Raw genomic sequence first — 16805 nt, forward strand, 5'->3', positions numbered from 1 at the left:
TAAACCGCTTTGATCTATATCTAGCCTTGATTAAAGCAGCGAAAGGTATTATGAAATTGATACGGATAAATACCTACTTCCGGCCGTAATCTGCCTTGATTTCGCCCCACTGCTTGGTCTGCCATTTTAGCACTTTATTGCTGTACGTATTCGTCTGGAGCCACTGCTCCGCACGATCAATCATCAACCAGATCTCTTCCGTGGAGTTGTCTCTTGGTAACGTTGTGGCTACTTTTTTCTGCTTTAGCCATTTCATGGCATTGACCGAGTCGGTATAGACCGTTTTGGTACTGCCTTCTTTCTTCAGATGTGCGAGGGCATGTACAATGGCCAAAAATTCGCCCAGATTGTTCGTGCCTTTGGAGATCGGTCCGACGGAGAAAATAATCTCACCTGTACGGGTGTCTACCCCTTTGTATTCTACAGGTCCGGGGTTACCACGTGTGCCCACATCAACAGAGATGCTGTCGTAATCCACTTCCTCCGACGTTTCCATGCCTGCACTTCTTCCGCTACTAGCCGACTTCGTCTTCGACGCTCCGCCTGCACTTGAACCCCAGTTCCCTTTCCATCCAGCACGATACGCTTCTTCTGCGGCTGCTTTGGACTCATAGGATTTATATTTTGCTCCAGTATAATGATCTGTCTGCGCTTTGCATTCCGCCCATGTGTTATACACACCAGGCTTCTTGCCTTCCCAGACAACATAGTATTTCTGTTTTGCCACTGTAACCCGCTCCTTTGTTCACTTCATCAATACCCTATTGTAAACGATCTGGTGGGCGGAATGAAAGCTATGGATTTGGCCAACTGCATAATTCCTCCAACTCCAGAACAGCCTAAGAAGCAAAGCGCATACTGAAATAGAAAGGAATATACGTATGGACTGGATATGGAAGTCTGTTTTACTTGTACTTATCGGCATGATTCTGCTGCGAATTGCAGGACGCAAGTCGATCTCTCAGATGAGTGTCGCCACAACGGTCATCATGATCTCCATCGGAACAACGATTGTACAACCCATCGCAAATCATAAGCTTGGCAAAGCGATTGGATCAGCATCGGTCTTCATTTTGACATTGCTTGTAGTGGAACAACTGCAATTGAAATTTAATATTTTTGAACGGTTAATGAGTGGCAGTTCCAAAATGGTTGTAGAGGACGGAAAGGTCATTATCCCGAATCTGAAACGTATGCGTTATACGATGGATCAGCTTGAGATGCATATGCGACAGCACGGAATTACAAGTGTAGACGATCTGGAGACGGCGACGGTGGAACCCAATGGCCAACTCGGTTATGTCCTGAAACGACATGCTCGTCCCGTGACGATTGGAGATCTGGAAGATATCCTACGAAGTTATGCAATTACAGGTAGTAGCCCAGCAACGGGAGAACACTCCCAACAAGATAACAGCAGCAAGTCTTCAACGCATAGCGATAACTCCACAGACATTTTCCAAGAAGTTAGCAAAGGTGCTCATGCTCATCCCGTTGATCCTAAGCTTCAATAGTTGATCCCTACCCCCACCTAAAAAACAAAAGACCGGCCCTGTGAGCACCAACAACATCGCTTCAACAGGTACGGTCTATGTTCACTTCAATTGATTATTTCGAAGATTTCTCCACGTCATCCCAACAAAGATATAGTCCCAATCAACGTGTACTCAGGTAAGCGATGCCCAGGCCGCCCGTAACTGGATTTGTATAAATTTCACAATCTACATCAAATACCTCACCAATCATCTCACGAGTCAGAATATCAGCCGGTTTGCCATGGACCACAATCTGGCCCTTTTTCACCACATAGAGATAATCGCAATATTCTGCGGCGAGTTCGAGATCATGCAGCGCTGCCAATATGCCAATGCCGAGTCCACGGACAATATTTAGAATCTGAAGTTGGTATTTGATGTCCAAATGGTTCGTCGGCTCGTCCAGGATCAGGAATTGGGGTTGCTGTGCCAGGACACGCGCCAATACGACACGCTGTTTCTCTCCACCAGACAGAGACACGTAATTGCGGTCTGCATGTCCAGTCAGATGTACTTTTTCCAAAGCCTGCTCGACGATTTCGTGATCCCGTTCATTATCCGTCTCCAGCATTTTTTTGTGTGGGGTACGGCCCATCATAACCATCTCGCGCACCGTAAAATCAAAACTCAATTCATTAAACTGGCCAACAACGCCCATGTGTCTGGAAACAAGCTTTGGACTGGATTTGAGAATATCGGTACTGTCCAGAAAAACCTTGCCTTGCTGCGGTTTGATCACTTTATAAATGCTCTTGAGCAGCGTTGACTTGCCACAACCATTGGGTCCGATCAGTCCGACGAACTGTTTACCGTTCACCTGCAATGAAATATCCTTGATGATGTCCGTGTTCAGCACAGAGATGGATACATTTTCTACGTTCAGTTTCATGTTTAATTTCCTCCAAAACCGTAGCCTTTTTTGACCAGCATATACATAAACATTGGTGCACCAATCATGGCCGTAATAATACCGATTGGCAACTCCACGCTGGATATGAGGGATCGTGCAATAACATCCGTCCAGATGAGGAAAATAGCTCCAAACAGCACGGATACAGGCATCACTTTACGATGGTCGGAACCCACGAGACCTCTGACAATATGCGGAATAATGAGTCCGACAAAACCAATCATGCCACAGCTCGCCACCATAACGCCTGTCACCAAAGCGGTTAACAGCATGTACACCCTGCGGTACACACTCAGATTAATGCCCAGTGTAACGGCTGCTTCATCCCCCAATAACATCGTATTAAGAACTCTGGACTGTAAAAGGAAAAATAGAATCGCCACCAGCACGACGATACCCACGAGTGGGAGCTTGTTCCATCCGGAAGCCGCCAGGCTGCCCATGGTCCAGAACGTCACCGTTTTGATGCCCTCAGCATTGTTGGCAAAATAAATAATAAAGTTCGAAAAAGCGCTGCATAACGCGTTAATCACCATTCCGGCAAGCACCAGCTTGACCGACGTCATTTTCCCCCGAATCCCTGCCAAAGTCAGGACCAGTAAGGACGCACCCATCGCACCGGCAAAGGCCCAGAAAGCCACCCCCGTCTGACCAAGCCACCCAATCGCACCGAATCCAATAAGAATTGCAAAGGTTGCTCCAAGTGAAGCGCCTGAGGATATACCCAGTATGTAAGGATCAGCGAGCGGATTCTGCACAGCAGCCTGCATAACAGCACCGCACAAGGCCAAGCCTGCACCGATAAACATCGCCATCAGCACACGCGGGAAACGAATCTGCCAAATGATATCGGTAAAGGAACCTGTCTCAATCGGTGTTGTCCCCCACTGAAATCCCGTTAATTTGTATAAAAGAATACGATATGACTCCGCCAGCGGGATACGAACCTGTCCAATGGAAACTGCAATACCTACGGATATAAGCGTAATCATGATTAAAGCTGCAATCAGTAAAGCAAACCCGGATTTACTATGAATCAGAGACTCTCTTTTCCCCATACGCTGTGTCTGAACCTGAACCGTCTGTGCCATCTCTTCCCCCATCAATTCGCGTAAAATGTAGAACAAATTAAATTTAGCTATTTACAATGTGTTTTCTCGGATTATAATTGAGAATGATTATCTTTGTCAATTTAAAACACATAGAAAAGGGGTTCATCATTTAATGAAATTCACATCCAGAACCATTGGCTTCGCTGCTCTAAGTCTCCTGTTACTGCTGCTTGCAGCCTGTTCGAATGCATCAACTTCTTCCCCTGCCGAAGAAACAACTTCAACAACTAACACGACAGAAACTTCAGCTCCTGCTGAGAATACAAATAAAACGACGTACCCGCTCACCATTGAGAATTTCACGATCTCGGGTGAAGGCGGCGAGTGGAAACCCAAAGTGCAAGTATTCGATAAAGCACCTGAACGTGTTGTTGCGAATACCCAATCTGCGGCTGAGATGCTCATCAAATTAGGTCTGACCGATAAAATGGTCGGTGTTGCTGCTCTATACGGTTCCGTTACACCGGATGTGGCTGATGATTTCGCCCAAATTCCGGTATTGTCCAAGGATTATGTAGGTAAAGAGCTGGTTGTAGGTGCAAGCCCGGATCTGGTACTCGGACGAGGCGACCTTTTCGCTGATGCAGACTGGGGCGTGGGTACCGTCGATGGATTGAATGACATGAATATCCGTACGTTCCTGCAAACGACGAATCACAAAGGCTCACTTGATAGCCTATATAGCGATATTGCACAACTTGGGCAGATCTTCGATGTTCAAGATAATGCCGCAACATTCACGGAAAGTCTGAAGACTCGTGTTGCAGCCATTAAGGCAAGTGTAGCCGATCAGCCTGAGCATAGTTTTGCTTATATCGTACCCGCTACAGAAGACACCATTACGGTAAGCAGCATGCAGAACGATACGTATCAGCTTGATGCACTTGGCCTGTTGAAGCTGAAAAATACGTTTGATGGTGTGCAAGGCGAGGTAAGTGTTGAGCAATTGATCACAGCGAACCCGGACTACCTGCTCTTGTCCGCGTATGCCGGTTCACCGGATATCGATAAACTGATTCAAAATCTGTATGCGAACCCTGCCCTGCAAAGTATGAACGCAATCAAAAACAAACAGATCTATGTCACAGATTTCAGCCAGTTCTGGGGCTATGGATATCAAATTCTGGATGGTATTGAGAAAATGGGACAGGAAATGAAAGCTAATCCAATCAAGTAGTGACTTGAGCAAAGGAGCAGGAGAAGAAGTTCTCACTGCTCTTTTTTTTCAGTCCACTTTGGAACATATTAAATTAACGGATAAACTTACAAATTAAATTAAATATCATGTTAAAACCTCCTTCTTACCTTTAATCCTGTATGCAAAAGTTTGATTTTTTCAGATAAGCTTATATGCATAGTTCTGGATAGGATTAAACGATAAGAAAAGAGGTTTTTATTCATGGCCATTAACACATCCCTCCCCAAACAAAGGGAGCTGCCTTCCATATCTTCAGAGCGCCTTCCGTGGGCGGGGCTACTTGCTTTAGCCATGGCTGGATTCATATGCATCCTCACTGAAAGCCTACCTGCGGGACTGCTGCCGCAAATTGCAAAAGACTTGGGGATCACAGAAGCCCTCACCGGACAGTTGGTGACTCTTTATGCCATTGGATCACTTGTTGCTGCCATTCCCTTGACTGCTGCTACACGCGGATGGAGACGCCGACCTCTACTGTTAGTATGCATTAGTGGTTTTCTTGTCTTTAATACCGTTACCGCCTTATCTTCGGATTATATCCTGACACTTGCTGCTCGTTTCATGGCTGGAGTCTCTGCGGGTGTGTTATGGGGCATGACAGCTGGTTATGCTCGTCGAATGGTCCCGGATTCGCTAAAAGGTAAAGCCATGGCCGTGGCTATGGTCGGCACACCCGTAGCATTAGCCCTGGGTGTTCCAATCGGTAGTTTTCTCAGTTCTTATGTCGGCTGGCGCCTCATCTTCGGGATGGTATCTCTTCTAACCGTAGCTTTAATCGTATGGGTTCTCTGGAAAATGCCGGATTTTGCCGGAGAGCCAGCTGGTGAACGTCTTCCGCTGCATAAGGTGTTTTTAATTCCGGGAGTTAGGCCTATTCTGTTTGTTGTTCTGGCCTGGATGCTTGCCCATAACATCCTATATACCTATATTTCTCCCTACCTTGCCCAGACCGTATTTGCTAACAGAGTCGACTTGATTTTGCTCATTTTCGGTTTTACTTCCATTGTTGGAATTTGGTTAACCGGAATGCTCATTGACCGATTTTTGAGGAGATTGGTTATCATTAGCTTGGCATCATTCGCTCTGGCCTCTGTCGTGATGGGAATCGCTACTCATCAACCTGTGATTATTATCCTTGGCGTCATGATCTGGGGACTTACGTTTGGCGGAGCCGCGACACTGTTACAGACTGCCATTGCTCAAGCCGGAGGCAAAAGTGCAGATGTCGCCCAATCGATGCTGGTTACAGCATGGAATCTGGCAATTGGCGGAGGAGGCATCATCGGGGGCATCCTTCTTGAAGTATTTGGAGCAGGATACCTTGCCGGATCGCTGTTTATCCTGCTCATACCTGCATTGCTCGTAGCTATACGGTCTTATAAATATGGATTTCCGAAAGTAACGTAACAGGAAGGCATTTTCATGAGACACACGCAGGACGAAAGAGGAGTTCACTTGATGTGAACTCCTCTTCTGCATTTCATTTTAAAGTTTTCTAGACTGCGCTTTTATTCTGTTTGTGTCAGGAGATTCGGTCCTTCCATGAGATTTTTGTGTGCAATCGGAGAAGACATCGTTATTAAGGTCATGTACGTACCGTACGGGTCGCACTTGTTCTCGAACTCTTCGAGTCCCTGGATCGTGTCTGTAAGGATTTTCAGCAAATAGTTATACTCCCCACTTATCCGATAACATTCCACGACTTCAGGTGACGAACGGCAGAAATCCAGAAAGGGATAACAATCCCGTGTACGAAAAAGAACATATGCCGTACTCTGCTTGCCTAATTTGGATGGGGAAATCACCGTCCGATATTCCTCGATAACCCCTTTTTCTTCCATTCGTTTAACTCGTTCAGTAACAGCCGGTTGAGATAATCCCACCAGTTTTCCTAGTTCGGTCATGGATAATCTCGCCTGATTCTCCAAGTGAAACAGAATATGCTGATCAATTTCGTCCATGTAATGCACTCCTTTAAAACTATAAGATATGCTTAAATATTACATTAAATATATTCGCTAATTAATCATAATACCTTTAACACCTTATGTGATACAAGGTAAATCATTTATATAATAAACACAGTTATCACGAGAAATCAAATACATCAATTGATGAGAGGAAGATAAACATGGGAAAAGAAGACATGACAACATTGCATACTTATGTGGATAAAGCTATTGACCGCGCTATAAGCGATAAAAGAATCGTAGGAACGGTTGTACAAGTTGCTTTAAGAGGGGAACTGATATACAGCCGGGCTGCTGGTTTCGCGGACAGGGAGCAAAAACGAACCATGTCGGAAAACGCTCTGTTTCGACTTGCTTCGGTAACCAAACCTATTGTATCAACAGCAGCTCTGGCATTGATCTCACAAGGAAAGCTTAGACTACATGATCCGTTGACTCGCTGGCTGCCTACATTCCTTCCCAAACTTGCTAATGGTCAAGAAGCCCCAATAACGATTTATCAGTTGATGACGCACACCGCTGGCTTGACCTATCGTTTCTTCCAAGAAGATCAAGGAACCTATGAACGTGCTGGAATCTCGGATGGAATGGATTTGTCTGGAATTAGTCTGGAGGAGAATCTCCATAGGTTAGCTTCTGTTCCTCTTCTGTATGAGCCAGGAAACATGTGGAGATATTCCATTGCGACGGATGTACTCGGAGCCGTTATTGAAAAGGTAACCAGAATGTCATTAAGAGAAGCTGTTCAAATACTGGTTACTCATCCACTTCACATGACGGACACTGATTTTGTTGCGGTGGATTCGAATCGGTTAACGGCTGCATATGCAGATGGTTCTGATGAACCTCGTCTTCTTCATAACCAGTTGGAGCAGGTCCCTTTTATTGAAGGTACTGCCGGGTTCCGGCTTGCCCCCAACCGTGCGAATAATACTTCCGCCTATTCATCAGGCGGAGCGGGGATGGTTGGAAGTACCGGAGATTTTCTGACTCTACTTGAGACATTGCGGCAAGGTGGAAAGCCCATTCTTACGGAAACGGTTGTCGCCGAGATGTCCGAGAATCAAATCGGTGAACTCGTGATGCCGTATTGGCCGGGAAGAGGATTTGGCCTTGGTTTTACAGTCCTTAAAGATCCTGTCGCAGCCGGTACACCGGAATCCGCGGGTACGTGGCGAATGGGCGGAACCTATGGTCATTCTTGGTTTGTCGATCCAAAAGAAGAACTTAGTGTTGCAGCATTCACCAATACGGCACTTGAAGGGATGTCGGGCCAGTACACCACCGATATCTGTGATGCCATCTACGCAGGCATTCGTGAAAGCAAAGAAGCTGCAAAAATGTGAATACAAATAACCGCCCAAGCTCATTGGGCGGCTTTATTTCGCAACGAAGGTAAGACCTACTGTCTGGTATTGCTCAAGTTTCTCTTTTTGAGAAGGTAGATGACAGCAACTAGGATAAACCACACCGGAGTGACGAACAGCGCCACACGTGTGTCCTCAGCCAATGCCAGAACAACCAATACAAACGCCAGAAAAGCCAAAATCAGATAATTCGAGAACGGATATAGTGGCAGTTTGAAGCGACTACGACTCGCCAGTTCCGGCTGAGTACGACGATATCTGAGATGACAGATCACCATGATGCCCCAGACAAAGATGAAGCACACAGTAGACACGCTCGTGATCAGCGTAAATACACCCTCTGGCATAATATAGTTCAAAACAATCGCGATCAAAATAACGATCGTGGAGAAAAACAGCGCGTTGGAAGGAACTTTCCTTTTATTCAGTCGTGCAAATGACTCAGGCGCGTTGTGATCTTTTGCCATGGAGAACACCATACGGCTTGTACTGAAAATGGCACTGTTACACGCTGACGCTGCGGAAGTCAATACCACGAAGTTCACAATGCCAGCGGCGGCCGCAATACCTACAGCTGCAAACACCTGTACAAACGGACTCTCAGTGGGCACTATGGCGTTCCACGGGTAGATGCTCATAATAATCAGCAATGCGCCAACATAGAAGAGTAAGACCCGAATCGGAATCTGGTTAATCGCTCTCGGAATAACCTTCTCCGGGTTCTCGGTTTCCCCCGCTGTCAGTCCCACCAATTCCATGCCTACAAAGGCGAATACCACCATCTGGAACGATATGATGAATCCATGCAGTCCATTCGGGAACCATCCCCCATGACTCCACAGATTGGTGAAGCTCGCTGGACCTTGATCCGTGGTAAAACCTTTGAATATCATATATAAACCAACAACAATGAGTGCCAGAATGGCCACAACTTTAATCAGAGCAAACCAAAATTCCATCTCACCAAACAGTTTGACCGTTGCCAAGTTCATGATTAGCAAGATGACCAACGCAATTAACCCTGGCATCCACTGAGGTACATTCGGAAACCAAAACTGCGTATACAAACCAACGGCCGTAATATCAGCCATGGCAATGGAGATCCAGCAGAACCAATAGGTCCAGCCTGTAATAAATGCCGCCATATTTCCCAGGTAATCACGCACAAAATCGACAAAGGAATGATACTGCAAGTTGCTTAACAGCAGCTCCCCCAATGCACGCATGATCAGGAACAACACAACACCCGTAATAATGTAGGCCAGCAAGATGGATGGCCCTGTCAGCTGGATCGTTTTGCCTGCTCCGAGAAACAGACCTGTACCGATCGCACCTCCGATCGCCATCAACTGCACATGCCTGTTCTTTAATCCCCTTGTTAACGTTTCTTGCTGCATGATCAACCACCACTCTCTTTCTGTACATGCTCTCTACGATGAAAAATATTATTACTCATCATATAATAATCTGCCCAGAATACATATCCCTCTCTTATATATTTTTTTGCACAGCAAAGAGGCCACCTTTGTAAGAGGTGACCTATTGATACGCTCGTATTTCATGCCCTTGGCTTTTATAATCTTGAGTTGCATCCGATCCGTACTATTATCAGCCTATGTACATTCCTTTGTTATTCTCATGTCATGCTGATTATACATATCTATAGAAGTATACTAAAATATAAGCCAAGCATAGAGCGGCGACGACTAAAAAGGTAATTGCTAACGAACGTTCATTTTTCCAAATTCGAATAGCATTAGCAACACTAATCATCAATAACGCAACAAAGTTAATAACACTCGAATACGATTGAAACGAGTTGAAAACGATCATCATAAATCCTACGATCCAGATTAACAAAAACCACAGTGGAGTTTTCCGAAAAAGCTGCTTCATTATGATTTACTCCTTATATATTAGATTGGTCTATTTACAAGATATTCTTCAACAGGAATGGAAATTCCTTTATTTAGGTCATATTCCCAAAAAATTAATACTATATAGACCAATTTTAAGCATCTTCACAGTAAAAAGGGCTCCCGATAAAGGTGCCCTCTGGTCTGTTAATCTATTCCTTTTTCTTTTCCACTCTGTTCTGAGGATATCAATTAGTGTAATTTCATTGCCCTCTTTGTCCGTACCATTTTTAGAGAGCGCGGTGTATCAAATTTTCGATCTTAATGCATCTCGCTACAAATATGGAAGGTTCAGAAAGCACCATCTTTTTAACGAAAAGTGCTATCGAACCAGCAACTACTTTTGCTTATAAAACTCGTGGTACAGCTTCATTAACGCTCGTTTCTCAATCCGTGATACATAAGAACGTGAGATGCCTAGTTCCTTCGCAATTTCGCGTTGAGTTCGTTCCTCCCCGCCTGCTTCCAGGCCAAATCGACCGATTACAACTTCCTTCTCCCGATCATCCAGGATGTCTAGATTGCGATAAATTTTGCTTTTTTCAATCTTGAGCTGTACCCGATCTACAACATCATCAGCTTCTGTGCCAAGGATATCGATTAATGTAATTTCATTGCCTTCTTTGTCCGTACCGATAGGGTCGTGCAGGGATACATCTTTGCGTGTTTTCTTCAGGGAACGCAGATGCATAAGTATCTCGTTTTCAATACATCTCGCCGCAAATGTGGCAAGCTTCGTACCTTTGCCTTGTTGAAAACTTTCGATGGCTTTGATCAAACCAATGGTTCCGATGGAAATCAGGTCTTCCTGATCTTCACCCGTATTGTCGAACTTCTTGACGATATGCGCGACGAGGCGCAGATTGTGTTCAATGAGCAGATTGCGGGAGTGAGCATTGCCTTCAGCCATAAGGCGTAAATGTTTGGCTTCATCACCCTCAGCCAGTGGCTGGGGGAACGCATTATTTTTGACATACGAGACGAGTAACGTTAACTCTTTAATGAATAGAGCAATTGCGGTAAACAATCCGGGCACAGATGACACCTCCTGCAGTTTTACAACGATCTGGCCTGAGCACGTGTGGGAACAGGGTCGATCTATTGTATGTAGGCAGAGGCCCAGAAGTGCATGTACGGGGAAATAGGTACGGGCTATAAAGCTTTAAAAAATATTGTTTTATGTAAATGGAGTGTGTAGCATATCCACTCCATTGTTTTCAATTCCCTCTCAATCCCATCGGAATCAACCTTGTATAGTTCGCTCCTGCTTTGCGTAGTTTTGTAATTACAGTTTGTTGTAAGGTGAATACGTCCCAAAGTTTAGTTTCATCATTTGAAGTACATACTGTTTCTCCTTCTTCTGCTGTGTAAGTCAGTTTACATCTCTCTTGCTTATTCTTAAAATATTCTTCTCCAGAAATCTCTTTCGTTGTTACTTTTCTGCATCTCAAACATCTACTTAAAAATTCTGACTCATAAATTCCTCCATCACATTTAATGCATTTGTCATTCAATATCTAAATCACCTTTCCCAAGAAAGTTAAATTTACCAGTCTTGATCGTTATATTCCTCTAAAATTTCGATTGCATAATTCAAATCATAAATCTGATGCTTTACCTTTGTGATAGTTCTAGCAACGGAACTGTCTTCGGTATCCTCTAGTTGCTTCACTTCTGCTCTCGTTTTTCTCAATTCAGCCTTCATTACATAATATTGCAAATGCACCATTCATAATATCTGCCTCTTTCCTTATTTTAGCTATACCATTCTACATTCATCACATTTACTTTTCCGTTCATGTCTTCATTCTGAAAATATATAAATCGGTGCTCATTGCCCTTGAGGCATTTTTGAAAACTATTGCTCAATCTTCTCTTTGTCTGCGATATGAACCATCTTTACTCTGAGCTCTTCTACTACTTCCTCGAAAATTGAGCAATTACGCAGAATGCTTCCATTTTTTAAACTAATATCTATATTAAACACTATCCCCCTCCTTCCCCTCTAAAGATACAAAACGACATAATCCCTTAGATTAAGCAAGAAATTCAATAATAAAATGGTCCTAATCCTCAAGAGATATATTCCATAATATGTTAATTTTGAATTATACCAAATTTAAGGAGGAATTAAATTATGAAATTCAAATCTTTGACAATATGTGCTCTGTTAGGGGTATCTATGTTACTTGGAAGTGTGAGTGCTAGTGCTGCACCTGTTGATACAAACTCTGTATCTCCATTTGCCAACCAAAGTTTAGTCTTACGCGTCGGTGAAATCCATAATTTTAACGGCACAATCTCCATGGTTGATAATATACAGAATGTGATAGCCGTGACATATCCAACGACTATTAGAGGAATCAAGCCGGGACAAGCCAAACTTAGAGTATACAGTAATGGAGTATATACATATTATGATATCCTCGTTAAAAGCAGCATTTGAATAAATTTCTGATCCATAATTGTCACATAATATCACTAGGGCACTGCGCTATTCTCTTGCGTAGTGTTTTAGTGTTTATTTGCATTCTTCACACTCTTCTTGTTTTCGGTTCACTCTCCTTTTTTCAAAGAAAGATCGATTTCATCTGATCCTGGTCATATATGTATTCGAGTTCAAATTCCAAACCTAATGCCTCTAATAAATTCCTTACAACATCCATGTCAACATCTGTATATGTACCAACTTTTCATTAACAATTAACTCTGTTCCCCATTCACCACAACAACCATCTGAGCAGCTATAGTAGTACTCTCGGACTACAATTTTGTTCAACCGATCAGCTTCTTTCTGTACTTATCTAATGGAGTCCCCATATGTACTTTCCCCACTGAGGTTCAAGTAAAGAAAACACCTCTTCGCTCACCATACATTCTGAAAAGTCACCATCTTCGTAGTTGTACTGTCCCAACTTAATTCCAAATCGCCCAAGTTCATCTCTATCCTCTACATCAGCGCATATCCAACCTTTTAATATTGTCATTCTCCTTTCTTAATGAATTATCAATTTTATTAAGATACGATAAAAGAAATTTATTCCATTAAAGATGTAAACATGCTAACATAATAAAGCACTACTTTTTGACTAGTAAAAAATAGTACATAAGACTCAGGAGGTTGTTATGGGAACCGTATCACAACAGAAAGCGAAAAAGGAAATCAAGAAAGTAGACAGACTTGGCAGAGCAGTAGTATCCTTTATATTTAGTTTTATTGGATTAGCCTCCCTAGCTTTATTCCATATGGCAATGGAAGCAAATAAAAGCTACAATACAAATGGAAACGGAATAATGATCACAATGGCATTGGTTTTATTAATTAACGCAACTAGTTTTTTTCTTGGCATGAGTGCTAGACGCTCAACATCGGGAAGAGGGTTGGCTATTGCGGCGATTACTATAAGCGCAATCCCACTGGCTCTTATGCTTCTATTAATAATAGCTACATTACTTGCGATGCTTTTAATGAACTAAGCCCTCACTGGGCTTATATTTATTTCATCAGCACTATTGTCAAGTGGCTAGATCCCAGTACACCATTATAAGTGGTGTTAGATTCCTTAAGTCACATCTGATTATACTTCTTTTGGGATTATACTTTTATCTACTCTTTTGGTTACATAAATAAGACTTGTTGTTTTCGTGAATAAATTTATTTTTCATCTCTATCCCCCTTCAATCTAAATGTCTATTTTCAAGAAAACTTAAAAAAAAAACGACACCCTAGGGCCATCTCACACTAAATAAATTTTCATAAGATCTTGCGAAGATTTCACAGACTCACAGAAACTATGGAGCCCACCCGCTGAAGCAGGAGAAATTCTTTTTCCACACTTTCGATAAAATATGTTTTCTCCCCAAATATAACAACATCGTTCTCCGTTAAGGGAACCTCGCTTTTGAAATAAATCACATTGTCAGTTTCCCGGAATGCACCTTTGTAATAGAACATCCTATTTCTCTCCTTCATGTATCTACCTATGTAATTAACTACCCGCTCCATGTGGATCTGCTTCCTTCATGCTAACATATTCTCTCTCATTCATCATGTCATATTCGCACACTAACCAACATACAGCCCCAGCCCTGTGCAGAACAGAACTGAGGCTACATATCGATATGAATTCCTGTTTCTCCTGTCGATTGCTTCAAGAAGCTAATTCAAATTAAATCACTTGAAGATTCGTTGTGAGAACTGATACAGGCCGCTGTTCCAGACAGATGGTTCGTGTCCACCTACATCCAGATAAAAGGTATGCGGAATGTTCATGCTGCTCAAGCCATTTTTGAAATTCTGGCTGACCCATAACAGACCATCACTCGATCCACAGGAGATCCACAACAATTTGAGTTGGCTAGCGACTTGTCCCGGGTTGGAAACCAGCTGCGATACAGATTGCGTATTCGGTGCAGCCGAGAAGGCCCCTACCCAAGCGAAGGTATTCAGATTTTTCAATCCGAAGTTAAGCGACTGCCCACCACCCATGGACAGTCCGGCTAGCGCACGACTATTCTTGTCTTTGTACACCGGATAATTGGCCTCGATATGAGGAATCAGATCCTTGAGCAGGTCTTGCTCAAACCGTTCAAATGCAGCCACTTTGTCCGGAGCAAAAATGTCACCTACTGGACGATCGTCCTTCATGGCACGGCCATTCGGCATGACAACGATCATCTGGGACAGCTTACCTTCAGAATACAGGTTGTCCAGAATGTTCTTTGGTTTCATTGCATTAACCCACTCATACTCATCTCCGCCGATGCCGTGCAGGAGATACAGGACGTTATACTTTTTATTCGGAGAATATCCTGGCGGTGTATACACCGTCGCTTTCCGTGTATTGCCTACCGTTGTGGAGTAATAGGATATCAGATTGGTATTTCCGTGCGGAATATTGTTTCGATAGCCATCATAACCCGGTGGTGCAGGCACAACCGGAGTGTTAGCCAGCGCATTTTGCCCGGTATTATCCATGGTGCCGGTCGCTCCCTGATCTACAACCGCCTGGATGGGGGTTGGAGCTGCAGTTTCCTGCATATCGGCTGCAGACGCGATCGTTGGTACAAGAAGTGCTGCTGTGATGGAGAGACTCAGAATTTTGGACAGACGTTTTTTCATTAATATCAATCTCCTTTGGAATATGATTTTAAACCGTGTACGAACCTCATAACAGGTCTTTCAGATACACACAAACCCCAATTGAAAGCCCTTACATTTAAAAACGAAGTTCCTCCTTTCCACGCATGAATACGGACCGCTATCCTTCACCTTTCCCAATAAGGAAGTAAACATCCGCGATCCATAATTTACAATCAATTCCAATTACATCTTTATTATATCACCTCACAAGGCCTGTACATCATCAAAAAACTTAAATAACTATATCTTATAGTTTAAAAAGTATACTTCTTCACCCCACCAGACCGTCTATTCGCTCCCCTACTCTGGATCTCATCATGATATAAAAAAGCCTCAACTCTCCGTGTTCAACGAAAGAATTGAGGCGAAACGATTCCATATTCAGCTTGCCGACGCTGCCTCTGCAACCTGGGCAACCTCTGGCCCATGATGTTTACGCTCCATGAACAGACTGAAGAGCAGTCCTAGCAAACCTAATCCGGCAATAACTGCGGCATACAAAGGCACTGAGATAAGTCCTGTATGCGTAATTGCATACCCACCCATATAGGCACCAGCGGCATTTCCCAGGTTAAATGCCGAATGACTTGAGGTTGTCGCCAGCAGCGGCGCTTCGCGGGTCATATTCATAATCCGAATCTGAAGTCCCGGCATAATACCAAACGCGGCTACACCCCAGAAGAATATGGTGATTACCGCAAGATAAGGATTCTCTAGTGTAATCGTAAGTGCAGCTAACAGAACAGCTAAGATCCCAAAGTTGACGATTAACGAAGGCATCAGCTTCCAGTCTGCCAGACGGCCGCCAACCAAATTGCCCAAGGTTACACCGAAGCCAAACAACACCAGAATCCAGGTCACACTTTGCTCTGCAAAGCCGCTAATATCCACAAGCATCGGTGTAATATAGGTGAAGACTGTAAACAAACTTCCGCACCCCAACGCCCCAATAAGCAGAACCAGCAACACTTGTGGACGAACCAGATTCCGAAATTGCTGTCCGAGGTTCGCTGGTGCTCCTTGCGGGAGGACGGGAATGAAACGAATGATACCAATCAACGAAATGATGCCCAAGATCGTAATCGCCCCGAAAGATGACCGCCATCCAAGCTGTTGCCCGATAAACGTACCAAACGGAACGCCAATAATGTTGGCAATCGTTAGCCCCGCGAGAACAACCGATACCGCTCCTGCCCTTCTCTCGGGCGCAACAAGCCGCGTTGCCATAATTGAACCTACACCAAGGAACGTACCATGAGCAAATGCCGTTAATATCCGTGCTGAGATTAACAACCCATAGGTGGGAGCAATAACGGACAATGCGTTCCCGATAATGAAAATGCACATCAGCAGTACCAGCAGTTTTTTCTGCGGAATCTTGTGTGTAAATACGGTCAATATCGGCGCACCTACCGCTACACCAAGCGCATATCCCGTAATGAGTTGTCCAGCCTGCGGAATACTTACATTCAGGTCTGTTGCCACATTAGGCAGCAGGCCCATAATAATAAATTCAGTCATACCAATCGCAAAAGCCCCTATCGTCAGGCATAACAGGGATAATGGAAACGCCCCTCGTTTACCTGACGGTGAAACCTGTGGTTGTACTGTGTGTCCAGTCGTGCTCATAGATGTTCTCTTCTCCTGTCTCTTA

General features: G+C 43.9%; 17 protein-coding genes. 6 read left to right on the forward strand and 11 right to left on the reverse strand.

The window, feature by feature from the left end:
• Positions 1 to 73: 73 nt before the first annotated feature.
• Positions 74 to 727: a ribonuclease H gene (gene rnhA / locus MKY44_RS20255; protein ID WP_341008276.1), complete on the reverse strand. Its 654-nt coding sequence runs from the start codon at positions 725 to 727 to the stop codon at positions 74 to 76.
• Positions 728 to 881: 154 nt separating this feature from the next.
• Here rnhA and MKY44_RS20260 point away from each other — a divergent pair, with 154 nt between their 5' ends.
• Positions 882 to 1514 carry a DUF421 domain-containing protein gene (locus MKY44_RS20260; protein WP_341008278.1) on the forward strand — a complete coding sequence of 211 codons (633 nt, stop codon included), beginning with the start codon at positions 882 to 884 and terminating at the stop codon, positions 1512 to 1514.
• Between the two features lie 142 nt (positions 1515 to 1656).
• Here MKY44_RS20260 and MKY44_RS20265 read toward each other — a convergent pair whose 3' ends face one another.
• Positions 1657 to 2424, reverse strand: coding sequence for an ABC transporter ATP-binding protein (locus tag MKY44_RS20265; RefSeq protein ID WP_341008279.1), 768 nt, complete (start codon positions 2422 to 2424; stop codon positions 1657 to 1659).
• Between the two features lie 2 nt (positions 2425 to 2426).
• On the reverse strand, positions 2427 to 3503 hold the full coding sequence (locus MKY44_RS20270) for a FecCD family ABC transporter permease (RefSeq protein ID WP_253509247.1): 1077 nt from the start codon (positions 3501 to 3503) through the stop codon (positions 2427 to 2429).
• A gap of 166 nt (positions 3504 to 3669) precedes the next feature.
• Here MKY44_RS20270 and MKY44_RS20275 point away from each other — a divergent pair, with 166 nt between their 5' ends.
• Positions 3670 to 4734 (forward strand): ABC transporter substrate-binding protein, encoded by a 1065-nt coding sequence (locus tag MKY44_RS20275; RefSeq protein ID WP_341008281.1) that lies wholly within the window; start codon positions 3670 to 3672, stop codon positions 4732 to 4734.
• Positions 4735 to 4956: 222 nt separating this feature from the next.
• Positions 4957 to 6162: an MFS transporter gene (locus MKY44_RS20280; RefSeq protein ID WP_341008282.1), complete on the forward strand. Its 1206-nt coding sequence runs from the start codon at positions 4957 to 4959 to the stop codon at positions 6160 to 6162.
• A 101-nt stretch (positions 6163 to 6263) separates the two neighbouring features.
• On the opposite strand, the gene MKY44_RS20285 is transcribed toward MKY44_RS20280, so the two are convergent.
• Entirely contained in the window at positions 6264 to 6716 is a 453-nt protein-coding gene (locus tag MKY44_RS20285) for an Lrp/AsnC family transcriptional regulator (protein ID WP_341008284.1), read from the reverse strand.
• 170 nt (positions 6717 to 6886) lie between these two features.
• Between MKY44_RS20285 and MKY44_RS20290 the strand changes: the two genes are divergently transcribed.
• Positions 6887 to 8071 carry a serine hydrolase domain-containing protein gene (locus tag MKY44_RS20290; RefSeq protein WP_341008285.1) on the forward strand — a complete coding sequence of 395 codons (1185 nt, stop codon included), beginning with the start codon at positions 6887 to 6889 and terminating at the stop codon, positions 8069 to 8071.
• A gap of 56 nt (positions 8072 to 8127) precedes the next feature.
• Here the strand turns inward: MKY44_RS20290 and MKY44_RS20295 are convergent, their stop codons facing one another.
• From MKY44_RS20295 to MKY44_RS20310, 4 genes are all read right to left on the reverse strand, one after another.
• Positions 8128 to 9489, reverse strand: a complete 1362-nt coding sequence (locus MKY44_RS20295) for an amino acid permease (protein ID WP_341008286.1) — start codon at positions 9487 to 9489, stop codon at positions 8128 to 8130.
• 856 nt (positions 9490 to 10345) lie between these two features.
• Positions 10346 to 11044 (reverse strand): RNA polymerase sporulation sigma factor SigK, encoded by a 699-nt coding sequence (gene sigK / locus MKY44_RS20300; protein ID WP_017687130.1) that lies wholly within the window; start codon positions 11042 to 11044, stop codon positions 10346 to 10348.
• A gap of 181 nt (positions 11045 to 11225) precedes the next feature.
• The gene (locus tag MKY44_RS20305; RefSeq protein ID WP_341008287.1) at positions 11226 to 11522 is read right to left on the reverse strand and encodes a hypothetical protein; all 297 of its coding nucleotides are present in this window, start codon (positions 11520 to 11522) and stop codon (positions 11226 to 11228) included.
• A gap of 32 nt (positions 11523 to 11554) precedes the next feature.
• Positions 11555 to 11737: a hypothetical protein gene (locus MKY44_RS20310; RefSeq protein ID WP_341008288.1), complete on the reverse strand. Its 183-nt coding sequence runs from the start codon at positions 11735 to 11737 to the stop codon at positions 11555 to 11557.
• A 408-nt stretch (positions 11738 to 12145) separates the two neighbouring features.
• Here MKY44_RS20310 and MKY44_RS20315 point away from each other — a divergent pair, with 408 nt between their 5' ends.
• Together MKY44_RS20315 and MKY44_RS20320 are read left to right on the forward strand one after the other, a co-directional pair.
• Positions 12146 to 12454, forward strand: coding sequence for a hypothetical protein (locus MKY44_RS20315; protein WP_341008290.1), 309 nt, complete (start codon positions 12146 to 12148; stop codon positions 12452 to 12454).
• A gap of 680 nt (positions 12455 to 13134) precedes the next feature.
• On the forward strand, positions 13135 to 13485 hold the full coding sequence (locus tag MKY44_RS20320; protein ID WP_017687129.1) for a hypothetical protein: 351 nt from the start codon (positions 13135 to 13137) through the stop codon (positions 13483 to 13485).
• A 298-nt stretch (positions 13486 to 13783) separates the two neighbouring features.
• Here MKY44_RS20320 and MKY44_RS20325 read toward each other — a convergent pair whose 3' ends face one another.
• The 3 genes from MKY44_RS20325 to MKY44_RS20335 form a co-directional block, all read right to left on the reverse strand.
• A complete protein-coding gene (locus tag MKY44_RS20325) occupies positions 13784 to 13963 on the reverse strand; it encodes a hypothetical protein (RefSeq protein WP_341008291.1) in 180 nt (59 codons plus the stop codon).
• A gap of 219 nt (positions 13964 to 14182) precedes the next feature.
• Positions 14183 to 15130: an alpha/beta hydrolase gene (locus tag MKY44_RS20330; protein ID WP_341008293.1), complete on the reverse strand. Its 948-nt coding sequence runs from the start codon at positions 15128 to 15130 to the stop codon at positions 14183 to 14185.
• Positions 15131 to 15532: 402 nt separating this feature from the next.
• Complete coding sequence (locus MKY44_RS20335) at positions 15533 to 16780, reverse strand: MFS transporter (protein WP_341008294.1); 1248 nt, start codon at positions 16778 to 16780, stop codon at positions 15533 to 15535.
• Positions 16781 to 16805: the final 25 nt, after the last annotated feature.

The organism is Paenibacillus sp. FSL R7-0026 (genome assembly GCF_038004485.1).
Classification (GTDB): domain Bacteria; phylum Bacillota; class Bacilli; order Paenibacillales; family Paenibacillaceae; genus Paenibacillus; species Paenibacillus xylanexedens_A.